The sequence below is a fragment of the Vibrio genomosp. F10 str. 9ZD137 genome (assembly GCF_049974785.1).
Classification (GTDB): domain Bacteria; phylum Pseudomonadota; class Gammaproteobacteria; order Enterobacterales; family Vibrionaceae; genus Vibrio.
In genome coordinates, this window is record NZ_JBNGCJ010000451.1 from 1 (window position 1) to 10,141 (window position 10,141).

Genomic DNA, 10,141 nt, shown 5'->3' on the forward strand with positions numbered 1-10,141 from the left:
AAAAAATTCCTCCTTGTTCTCAAGCCTTTTTCTTGCGCTATTTCTGATCACTTACTTACTGTGATTGGTACGATTTAGTTCGATTAGTATTAGCTCAAGTAAACACGATAAACCGTCAAATAGACCTAGCGGAGTGCAAACATGCGTCTGGATAAATTTGTGTGTAAAAGTACCCTATTAGTCAAAGAGCAAGCCGCTGCGTGTATTAAACGTGGCGAGGTCATGATTAATGGCAGTGTATCAATTAATGAGGCGGCTCAAGTTCATGCTAACAATATTGTTACCTTGAATGGATGTATGCTAAAACCACGCCCATTTCGCTATATTCTAATGCACAAACCGGCCGGTACTATTTGCTCTAATATCGATGAAGTGTATCCGTCGCTATTCAATTACCTTGATGTAGACAATAAATCTGAACTCCACATTGCTGGTCGGCTTGATGCTGATACAACAGGTTTAGTGTTGATCACAGATGACGGACATTGGTCATTTAATATCACGGTGCCGACTAAGTTATGCCAAAAAGTGTACCGTGTTGGCTTATCGAAACCGATAGGCGATGATGTTGCAGAGAGATTTTTGTCGGGTATTCAACTACAAGGTGAACAAAATCTAACGCAACCCGCTGTTTTAGAAGAAATAAACGAAAAAGAAGTGTTATTGACCATCACAGAAGGGAAGTTTCACCAGGTTAAGCGAATGTTTTCTGCGGTGGGCAATAGAGTTGTTTCGCTGCACCGTGAGCGAATTGGCAAGATTCAACTCGATGTTGATCGCGGGGCGTGGCGCTATTTAACATCAAATGAAATCCAATCGTTTAATCAATAACACGAGCACGCAATATCATTATCATTAACAAGCAATATCACTAGAAAAATGAACTTCGATTAAGTGTTCAATATCAAGTACTATGCAGCCTTGATAGTACAGTAGTTAAGATCGAGAAACCGATGACGATAGCGATTAAAGATATAACGCCAGAACCAGAAATATTGTGCTCCAATTGTGAAGCGTGTTGCTGCCGTCTTGAAGTGGTGATTCTTACCGATACGGGTGTCCCAGAGCACCATATTGCCTATGATAAATGGGGGGGAGAAACCATGCTGCGCCTTGATGATGGTTGGTGTTCTGCGGTCGATCGAGAAACATTAATGTGCACGATTTACGAGAACCGACCTTTGATTTGCAGAGAATTTGAAATGGGTTCGTATGAATGCCGCGATGAAAGAGAGGAGCTGCTTTCTTCTAAACAATAGAATGAGGCGTATAATAATGTGTAGGGCAGATCGAGCTAACTCTGCTAAAATCGCCGCTCTTCCAGTAATCGTGTTGATTGTGCTGGGCTTACCTAAGACTAGGAACTATTTTGACCAATAATGATATTTTACGTCGCATCCGTTATACCTTTGATTTTAAAAACACCACAATGGTTGAGATCTTTTCTCTTGCTGATTTAGAAGTCACTGAAGAGCAAGTCGCGGGTTGGTTGAAAAAAGAAGAAGATGAGTCTTTTATCAAACTAGAAAATACAGACTTTTCTTCATTCTTGAATGGCTTGATTAATTTAAAACGTGGTAAGCGAGAAGGCGAGCAACCAAAGCCAGAAAGTAATTTGAACAATAATATGGTGTTCCAAAAATTACGTATCGCATTGAACTTAAAAGCAGAAGACATTTTAGATATTTTACAGCTTGTTGATTTTAGACTCAGCAAACACGAACTGAGCTCATTCTTCCGTAAGCCTGAAAATAAGCATTATCGAGAGTGTAAAGACCAAATCCTTCGTAATTTCCTTATGGGTGTACAGCGTCAACTGCGCCCGACTGATACCGCTGAATTTCAAGAGTAGTAACAGCTTCGCTTAATAAAACTAAGGTTCAGACGGTATGGATCCAAACCACTATTCAACCAAGCAATCAAAAAAACGTGTAGAAATAGAGTCACCTTGCACTCGTCACTGTTGTTTGAATGATAAGGACGTTTGTTTAGGTTGTTACCGAGCTTTGCAGGAAATCCTCGATTGGAGTTCAATGACTAATGAGCAAAAAGTTCACGTTAAGCAGCAATGTGAACTGAGAAAGCCAGCTGGTAATTAATGGCTTGTGAGAGCGAGAGTCATCAGGAACGAATAACCAAGAATTGCTCACTATATTTTGCTTGTCAGTGATAGCTGTATTCACCCTAGAATACAGCTATTTTTTTGATTTAAAGGTGAGCTTCTGGTTGGGTTAACTGGGTGGTTTCGGGCCGTTCCTTCAGGTTGACATCCAGAGGGTTGATATTCAGAGTCTGAGTTGGGAAGGCGATATCGGCATCGTGCTTGTGAATAATCGCTAGAATCTTCAGTAGCACATCTTGTTTTACCTCATGAAATCGAATCCAGTTTACGGTTTTCGTGAAGGTGTAGACCATAAGAACAAGAGACGAAGGCCCAAACGCGTTGAAATTGACGATCAAAGTTTGTTTACTGTCGATATCTGGGTGAGTCTTGAGCATGGTTTTTATGTCAGACACAATCAATGCGACTTTACTGCTGTCGTTATAACGAATCCCAATATCTTCTTTAATGCGTCTATTTTGCATTCTTGAAGGGTTCTCTACAACAATACTACTGAATACCGAATTTGGGACATACAGCGGTCGTTTATCAAATGTTCGAATAATGGTCATTCTCCAACCAATTCGTTCAACCGTACCTTCGATCTCTCGATCTGGTGAACGAATCCAGTCTCCCACTTTAAATGGGCGATCAAAGTAGATCATCATCCCACCAAAAAAGTTTGACAATAAATCTTTAGCTGCGAAACCAACGATTAAACCGCCAACACCACCAAATGTAAGCAGACCAGAAAGGCTGAGCCCGAATGCTTGCATTGTCGTCAATAAACCAATGGTAACAAAAAACAGCCGAGCCACTTTGGCTAGCGCTTGAACGGTCGTTTCATCCCGATTTTTTTTACTTAGGACATACTCTTCAACATTGTGTATGAGTCTCAGCGTTATCCAAACGAATACGCTGATCACCAAAATCAGCTTCAATGTATTTAGCCAGTTTAGGTCGCTTGAGAAATGGCCTTGTAGAAATACGCCTAAGGAAATCGTGGCAGGCCAACACCAGATGAGCGTACTAATCGGGGTTTTTAGCGCATCTAAGGTTAGGTTATCCCATTGGAATGATGTTTTTTCTGTCAGTGTTTCTAGACGAGTAAATAGAATACGCCATGTGATCCAAGCAAATAGACTTACCGCTGTAATGAAATAAATACTGCTCCCCTCGGTTTGGGGTAATGAGAGAACAAAATTGTGGATCTGTTGAAGGAATGCATCCATTGCTATGATCTTTGTTAGTCAGTGTCTGTGATGATTATAAAGGGATTCTTCTGCATTAAACACCCTACTAACTCTTGATATTAAAATGGGTTAGGATATGAATGTGTTTGCTAAGGAAAGATGTTTGCAAAGAGCAGAATTACGGTTGGCTAAAATGTTCAGATAAAGCGGCTCGACGATTTTTTCCACCACCACTTTCGTTTGATACAGTGTCTTCGTAACCCTCTTTAATAAATCGCTTTGTTGGACTGTTAGGATAAATGCGTTTCAACTGGGGCGAATTTGGTGTCCCTGCTAATTCATAAATAAACATTCCCTTTCCTGTTTCTATTTCTATTTTTTCGCCGTTGAAATCGAACCTAGTTGTGATTAATCGCTTGTTCCGATACACACCGGAATCAGAAAGTAACAGTATATCGGTATCGTATTTTGGCGAGCCAATTTCTATCCAATTACCGTACACATGCTCAGGGTTAATAAAATTTTGATAACTGAAATAGATTAATGATGAAAATGAGACTGAAAGAATCGCTATGACAGAAAAAATGGCGCTTTTTATTATCTGCTCTTTGGTCATCATCGGTTTACGTTTCCTTTTTGGCGTCGCCTTGCGTGTTGGCTTCCCCCTGACTGTAGCCATGCTATGTACTCACATTAAAAATGACGATGAAAAGTCAGGTTGTCCTATATCTACTATTCAATCAAACAATAGATGAAAAAATATGATCTCTAGCCCAAATGCTCTACTTAAAGGATAGAGCGAAAGACGTCATTTTTCTGGATTTCTTAGCTTAGAGACATGTTCTGAGTCGTTCGGCACGGTTTATAAAAAGTATCAAAATAAAATTCTGTCTTGAGATCAATACCATAATTGGTTAAAACATAAGGCTAGCCGTTAAGGACATAGGGTTCTTAAAGGGAGCGGTATTTAGCAAGGAAGAATGAATGATCAAAGTAAACGAGTATTTTGACGGTGGCGTAAAGTCTCTAGGTTTTTCTCAGCAAAGCGCGGAAAGCAGTGTTGGGGTAATGGCTGAAGGGGAATACACATTTGGTACGAGTTCGGCTGAAAAAATGACGGTAGTTAAAGGGGCGCTAACCATTAAGCGTCGCGATGATGTTGATTGGGTTACCTTTCAGGAAGGGGAAGCATTTGACGTAGAGGGTAACTCCTCGTTTGATGTTAAAGTTGCAACTCCAACAGCGTATCTCTGTGAGTACCTATAATCTCAATGTATGAACGTAAAGAGTAGATACGTTCATAACCAGTAGATACGTTTGAAAACAGGTGGCAAGTTAGTTTAAGTACTTCATGATGGCCTTTTGATATATTTTGGAAAGACTCAGATTATCAAAGGTCATCATTTATGTTTATTGCTCACGGCTTAATATATGCATCGCTGGCAATGTTCAATTGAGCATTGTTTTTCTGTTACAAAAAACAGAGCAGAATTGCAGGTAGAGAATCCAAAAATTTCGCTGATTTATATAGTATTTACTACACTATATAGATGACCAAGTCGGCATAGGAGGTGTTCATGGCGGTAGTACCAAAGCAAAATGAATCTCAGCGCTACGATCCAAGTAAAGAACTAACGACAGAGCAAAGACAGCGATTTACGGACATAGCGAACAAAGCTCAGCAACGAAGAGAATATGAAAGAAAGCACCAGAGTGTCATCTCTGCGGCTCGTTCTGCTGCGACAAAAACAGTGATCAAACCACGGAAAGATAGCCCAAATACAGCACGTTATGTTATTTGGTTGATTGTAGCGGCTTTAGTGAGTTTGTGGGCCATGTATATGGCGGGTTAAGCTAAGGCGATAATGACTTTACTTGTTTCAGCGGAGTTACATTGTCTTGATCATGACCTTCTATGCTTTTTTCGGTAGGTTCATCGTGGTAATAACAATATTGGTTTTTACCTCGGTACTTCGCGGTGTACATTGCTTTATCGGCGCAGCGAGTGAGCTCTGATAGATTAGGTGCATCGGATGGATAAATAGCGGCCCCCACACTGACGGTTAAAGAGTTGATTCGTTGCTCAGTTTTATACTTGTCTGAGAATATATTACAGATCCTGTCGAGTATCCCATCTAGATCGTTACGTGATTTCACATCATAGAGAAGAATAACAAACTCATCTCCGGCAAAACGCGCGATGGAGTAATCGTTTTTATTGGTACGGCGATCTTTCGTTCGTATATTGTTTTTTAAACGACTCGCAAAGTTTTGTAGAACACGGTCACCGACATCGTGCCCATAATTATCATTAATACTTTTAAAGTTATCTATATCAATAAAGATAAGTGCGGTGATGCTCCCTTTAGCCGGTTCCGCTTTTAGTTTGTCAACCGCCCAGTTTTCAAAGCTCCATCGATTGGCCAGCCCTGTGAGTTGGTCCATGTAAGCTAAGCCTTCGATTCCTTCTTTATATAAGCTCTGAATATAGTTAACCGCTTTAGCATAGTAATAAGACGACGTATTACAGATCACCAAAACCGCAAAAAGACTGAACAATATAGTATCAATAGAATAGTCACTCGGCAGGACAAGATTTCCTGGGGATAGAGCTGAAAACAAAACGATCAGAAAAAACGAGCAACTGAAAAGCAAACCGACTTTAAACTGGTTTATGAAGGTAATCGAAGCAATAATTGGAAACAGCCATAATATTCGGTTTTCTATGGCTTCACCATAGAGAAGAAGCACCAGTGCTTGTAACAGTAGCACACCACTGAGGATCATTTCTGAATGGTTAGATGTCGGATGTTTAAGCAAATAACGAACATTAGCAACGATAATCAGCAACGTTGATAGATTAAAAAAGCCAAAGAAGTAGCGGTGGTGTAGAAAATGCCCAAAGGCGTAGTAGCTTAGAAACACACCCACAATAATAGAAGAAATAAGCACAATCCTACGCTGCCTTGATGAGCGCATATTCGCCATTTCTTCTAAATGTCGTCCAACCAGTTGGGGCATTGTTTTTCGCCTAAATCTACGATCTATTAAAGCGTAGATTAAAATTAAGATTTTGCTAATTTTGAATGTGAGAGCAATCACGTTATTTTGATAATCATTAATTAATGAGTATCAGCCCTGTATGTGCGTTTTTCGTTTGAACGCTTTGGATTGGTGTGTTTATTTTCCCGTTAGACCATAAGGCATATTATTGAATAGGTTTTTATGCTGATTAAAGACGGGGGCCGTATGAGGACCCTGCCAATCGAGTAACATGATGGCTAAAACATTACGATGTTCGCCATAACTCAAATCAAAGTCTCCTTTTGTCGATGGAATCATGCCTCGATCTTTATTCACGGCCCCTTGAATCGCTTGCCGGGTTTTTTCAACGACTGGGTCGTCCTCTAACCCTGCGAGCAAAAATGCGATACCCACTTCGGCTATAATGTCTTCTTTGGTGCGCAATAAAATGGTATCGATATTGTCTCGAAAATAATCATAAATCCACTGGTGGCTCACTTCATTGACAGGCTTTTGATAATACTGCGAGTCAGCAAAAATGATATGCGTCATGCCATAAATCTTATTTCCATACTGCTGTGATGTGAGTTGTTTGTCTTCATAATCTGGATAGGTAGAGCGAAATGCAGTAGTAAATTCCTCAACGACATCTTGTTCTTGTAACTGTCTTAACCAATAGACTTGATTCGCTAATTGCGCTGCCCATGCTTTTATCATGTCAGGGTTTGTTGCATAGAGATTGAAATCGTATCGACGTAAAACTTCACGCAGTTTTTTATCATCTTGATGCTTGAGGCCATATTCATTTGCTCTGGCCATTGAACCCAGTAAATCGACACCTAAATACAGGTATTCAGGGTGATGAAGAGTCGTGTTGTAACGACGAATGCTTCTTTCATCCGTTTCCCCAAGATAGCTTTTTAGGCGGTTTTCTGAATACAAAATGATTTGCTCAGCGGTGTGCACTTCTTGTGAAAATCGGTTGAGTCGGCTGGCAACCCTAGCCATGTCACTCCATATAGCCCCAGCATATTTTTCGTCTAAGGTTTGTCGGTACATACGTAAGCCGAAATGTCCTTTTTTAAATGCTGAAAGGGTATAGAGTTGGGATTCGTAAGTCTCCCTGATGAGAGTTGCAGACTCCTGATAGCGACTTGCCTTAAACCCATTGTCAGACAACGATGTGGGTATGCTTCTATTCTCAATAGCGTTTGATTGAGCCTTGACCCCATCGACAAAAATAACCCCAATGATCAACAGCCCAGCGATAATCACTGCATTGATATTTTTAACATTGAGCATGGTGATTCTTCCTTTTTATTAGTGTCCTCAACGTATCAGCCATGATAAATTTTGTTGTAAGTATTGTGTCAGGGTTTGTTTCGTTAAAGACAATTTATCGATCACAACCTTTCGATAATCATCGGCCACACAGATTAGGGAATTGATAAGTAGTAGGTTTAAAAGACGAAGGTAATGTCGCTAAGTCGTCGTGTTAGTTACGCAAAATACGATTATACGCCTATTCTAATAGGACTGAATGTGGATGAGGTGGTCATGTGAAGAGTCGGTCTAATTGTTCTGTGTTTTTAAGTGTTTGTCGGATTGTATGTAATCAGAGGTGTTCATGAAGCTGAAAGGACGAAATCGACATTATATTTTTTTGGTTTTTATCCTTTATGTCTTCACAGCCATTGCCTCGATTGAATGGATTAATCGAGGCCAAAATAATTACTTGTACAGTGATCTTTTAACACGAGCAAAAGAAGAGTTGTCAATTGTTCGAGCACAGCTTGAGGCCGCGATTTTGGCCGATATTTATGAAACGAAAAGCCTCAGTGCATTGATAACAGTGAATCCTGAATTTGATACGAAAAGTTGGCGCGCGCTGGCGACGAATATTCTAAGAGAAGGGAAGCACATACGTCTTATAGGGTTAGCCCCCGATGATGTTGTTCGCTTTGTTCATCCAGAAAAGGGAAATCAACAGGCTCTCAACTTAGACTACAAAACGGTGCCTGCACAGTGGAATTCGATTAAGAAAGCCCATGATCTTCAAGATGTGTTTATTGCAGGTCCTATAGACTTAGTGCAAGGAGGACGAGCGGTAATAGCGAGAATTCCGATATTTACCGACCCTCCGTTTAATAAAGAGTATTGGGGAGTTAGCAGCATTGTCATTGACCTCAATTCACTTTTTCATAGTGTCGGTGTCGAGTCATTGAGTCATAAGTATCAATTGGCTATTCAAGGGTTAGACAGTATGGGAAAGTATGGTGAGGTGTTTTTTGGTCGATCAGCGTATTTAGATGACGCATTTGGTACTGCAACCGTGCGTTTTCCCCATGGTAGTTGGGAGCTCGTTGCATCATTTAGGGAAAATCCGTTGTCTCATCTTCCATGGTATAGGGCCAATATTGCTCGCCTAATTGGCTACCCTATTACGCTACTATTGACCTTCTCGCTTTTTGTCATTTACCGCCAATATACAATGGCCCACAAGCGTTCACTTCATGATGAACTCACAGGGTTACCTAATCGTCGCTATTTCATGTACACACTAGACAATCTTTTTAAAGATTGCGCCCAAACAGAGAACAGCACCTTCGCGGTACTGAATATTGATCTTGATGGTTTTAAGATGATTAATGATACCTACGGCCATGCTGCTGGCGATAAAGTCTTGGTGGTGTGTGCCGAAAGGTTGAAAAGTGTGTTGCGTTCATCCGATTTGGTCGCTCGGGTGGGGGGCGATGAGTTCTTGGTGATTTTGTCTCGCATCTCTAACCCGAATGATGTCGACATTGTCAATATAGCGCTGCACAAAGCACTCTGCCAAACCCCAGTGATTTATGGTCAGCACTTGATCAATATTAGAGCCAGTATTGGTCATGCCTTGTACAGTGATGATTATCTCGATGCGGAAATGCTGTTAAAAGTGACCGATGAACGGATGTATCAGCAAAAACGTCGCCAGCTTGGAACATAAAAAATTGCTGCATGGTCTCCAAACTGAATGTGAGAATGATGGAAGCCAGTCGGCTAGAAAAGTAGTTAAAGCTGTTTTTGATACTCAATGCAGTGGATTAACTTACCGTTTAATCGAGTGTAATTGGAATGAGTTCGAGTTTGTCTAAACTGGTTATTAGTGAGTGTCCGTTGCGATGCAATGTTATTGGTTGCAGCAAGGGCAATTAATCGTTTTAACGAATAATCTTCCTTACAAAGAATCGCGATTTTTCTGGTCGCTAAAGTTGCAATACCAAGCCCCGTTTTATTTTGTGCGATTCGGTACCCGAGATGCGCAGAACCCTCATCTAAGTCCAAATTATGTAGATTAATTCGACCGACGATTTCCCCTTGAGCACTCTTAATAAGCATTGGAAGCATTTCGTTGGACTGGTGAAGTGTCAGACAATCGTCAATGTGTTGAGTGAGACCGCTGTCGGAATAAAAGCCGGTTTCTCGCGCAGGAACATAAGATTCAAACCAAGTTTGATTCATTTTTTCAAACTCGAGAAGTGCGCTGTGGTCATTGTGAGAGAGTAGCTCTAGATTGGGTGGTGTCACTTCTTAGTTCCCATTGGGCTCTGGATGAGTCAAAAGTATACTAATAACCACATAAAATTGTTAGGGCGTCTAGGGGGGGGGGTATTTGCATTTTGATATTTGCATTTTGCAATTTAATCCTATTATGAAACTGCCTTATGCATTGTGTTGGCCTGAATCTGGTTGTTTTATCGACAATAAGCAGGTTTTTTCGTGTTTAAAAAGTTGGCACACATACTGCTATATAAAGATTGACCCTTCTTAAGCCGAGGGT

Annotated in this window: 12 protein-coding genes; 7 read left to right on the forward strand and 5 right to left on the reverse strand. The window is 40.7% G+C overall.

What is annotated here, in order from left to right; genetic code table 11:
- The first annotated feature begins 141 nt into the window (after positions 1-141).
- From ACP45E_RS10790 to ACP45E_RS10805, 4 genes are all read left to right on the forward strand, one after another.
- Positions 142-831, forward strand: a complete 690-nt coding sequence (locus tag ACP45E_RS10790; protein ID WP_017036750.1) for a pseudouridine synthase — start codon at positions 142-144, stop codon at positions 829-831.
- A gap of 122 nt (positions 832-953) precedes the next feature.
- Complete coding sequence (locus ACP45E_RS10795) at positions 954-1,259, forward strand: YkgJ family cysteine cluster protein (RefSeq protein WP_017037623.1); 306 nt, start codon at positions 954-956, stop codon at positions 1,257-1,259.
- A 110-nt stretch (positions 1,260-1,369) separates the two neighbouring features.
- The gene (locus tag ACP45E_RS10800) at positions 1,370-1,852 is read left to right on the forward strand and encodes a DUF1456 family protein (protein WP_017037624.1); all 483 of its coding nucleotides are present in this window, start codon (positions 1,370-1,372) and stop codon (positions 1,850-1,852) included.
- Positions 1,853-1,889: 37 nt separating this feature from the next.
- Positions 1,890-2,099 carry a DUF1289 domain-containing protein gene (locus ACP45E_RS10805; protein ID WP_017039723.1) on the forward strand — a complete coding sequence of 70 codons (210 nt, stop codon included), beginning with the start codon at positions 1,890-1,892 and terminating at the stop codon, positions 2,097-2,099.
- Between the two features lie 109 nt (positions 2,100-2,208).
- Here the strand turns inward: ACP45E_RS10805 and ACP45E_RS10810 are convergent, their stop codons facing one another.
- Positions 2,209-3,333, reverse strand: a complete 1,125-nt coding sequence (locus ACP45E_RS10810; RefSeq protein ID WP_017036753.1) for a mechanosensitive ion channel family protein — start codon at positions 3,331-3,333, stop codon at positions 2,209-2,211.
- Positions 3,334-3,472: 139 nt separating this feature from the next.
- Positions 3,473-3,913: a DUF2850 domain-containing protein gene (locus tag ACP45E_RS10815; RefSeq protein WP_017037625.1), complete on the reverse strand. Its 441-nt coding sequence runs from the start codon at positions 3,911-3,913 to the stop codon at positions 3,473-3,475.
- Positions 3,914-4,278: 365 nt separating this feature from the next.
- Here ACP45E_RS10815 and ACP45E_RS10820 point away from each other — a divergent pair, with 365 nt between their 5' ends.
- Together ACP45E_RS10820 and ACP45E_RS10825 are read left to right on the forward strand one after the other, a co-directional pair.
- Positions 4,279-4,560: a pyrimidine/purine nucleoside phosphorylase gene (locus ACP45E_RS10820; protein ID WP_017036755.1), complete on the forward strand. Its 282-nt coding sequence runs from the start codon at positions 4,279-4,281 to the stop codon at positions 4,558-4,560.
- A gap of 311 nt (positions 4,561-4,871) precedes the next feature.
- Positions 4,872-5,147 carry a hypothetical protein gene (locus ACP45E_RS10825; protein WP_017037626.1) on the forward strand — a complete coding sequence of 92 codons (276 nt, stop codon included), beginning with the start codon at positions 4,872-4,874 and terminating at the stop codon, positions 5,145-5,147.
- A gap of 1 nt (position 5,148) precedes the next feature.
- Here the strand turns inward: ACP45E_RS10825 and ACP45E_RS10830 are convergent, their stop codons facing one another.
- Entirely contained in the window at positions 5,149-6,315 is a 1,167-nt protein-coding gene (locus ACP45E_RS10830) for a GGDEF domain-containing protein (RefSeq protein WP_017036757.1), read from the reverse strand.
- A 159-nt stretch (positions 6,316-6,474) separates the two neighbouring features.
- Entirely contained in the window at positions 6,475-7,620 is a 1,146-nt protein-coding gene (locus ACP45E_RS10835) for a DUF3541 domain-containing protein (RefSeq protein WP_017036758.1), read from the reverse strand.
- A gap of 325 nt (positions 7,621-7,945) precedes the next feature.
- On the opposite strand from ACP45E_RS10835, the gene ACP45E_RS10840 reads away from it, so the two are divergent.
- Entirely contained in the window at positions 7,946-9,307 is a 1,362-nt protein-coding gene (locus tag ACP45E_RS10840; RefSeq protein WP_017037627.1) for a diguanylate cyclase, read from the forward strand.
- A gap of 65 nt (positions 9,308-9,372) precedes the next feature.
- On the opposite strand, the gene ACP45E_RS10845 is transcribed toward ACP45E_RS10840, so the two are convergent.
- A complete protein-coding gene (locus ACP45E_RS10845) occupies positions 9,373-9,888 on the reverse strand; it encodes a GNAT family N-acetyltransferase (protein WP_017037628.1) in 516 nt (171 codons plus the stop codon).
- Between the last annotated feature and the right edge of the window lie 253 nt (positions 9,889-10,141).

What these genes read in the sequence shown, in the direction of transcription:
- ACP45E_RS10790 (WP_017036750.1), top strand. Translation starts at nt 142, where the DNA reads ATGCGTCTGGATAAATTTGTGTGTAAAAGTACCCTATTAGTCAAAGAG.
- ACP45E_RS10795 (WP_017037623.1), top strand. Translation starts at nt 954, where the DNA reads ATGACGATAGCGATTAAAGATATAACGCCAGAACCAGAAATATTGTGC.
- ACP45E_RS10805 (WP_017039723.1), top strand. Translation starts at nt 1,890, where the DNA reads ATGGATCCAAACCACTATTCAACCAAGCAATCAAAAAAACGTGTAGAA.
- ACP45E_RS10810 (WP_017036753.1), bottom strand. Translation starts at nt 3,333, where the DNA reads ATGGATGCATTCCTTCAACAGATCCACAATTTTGTTCTCTCATTACCC.
- ACP45E_RS10815 (WP_017037625.1), bottom strand. Translation starts at nt 3,913, where the DNA reads ATGATGACCAAAGAGCAGATAATAAAAAGCGCCATTTTTTCTGTCATA.
- ACP45E_RS10820 (WP_017036755.1), top strand. Translation starts at nt 4,279, where the DNA reads ATGATCAAAGTAAACGAGTATTTTGACGGTGGCGTAAAGTCTCTAGGT.
- ACP45E_RS10825 (WP_017037626.1), top strand. Translation starts at nt 4,872, where the DNA reads ATGGCGGTAGTACCAAAGCAAAATGAATCTCAGCGCTACGATCCAAGT.
- ACP45E_RS10830 (WP_017036757.1), bottom strand. Translation starts at nt 6,315, where the DNA reads ATGCCCCAACTGGTTGGACGACATTTAGAAGAAATGGCGAATATGCGC.
- ACP45E_RS10835 (WP_017036758.1), bottom strand. Translation starts at nt 7,620, where the DNA reads ATGCTCAATGTTAAAAATATCAATGCAGTGATTATCGCTGGGCTGTTG.
- ACP45E_RS10840 (WP_017037627.1), top strand. Translation starts at nt 7,946, where the DNA reads ATGAAGCTGAAAGGACGAAATCGACATTATATTTTTTTGGTTTTTATC.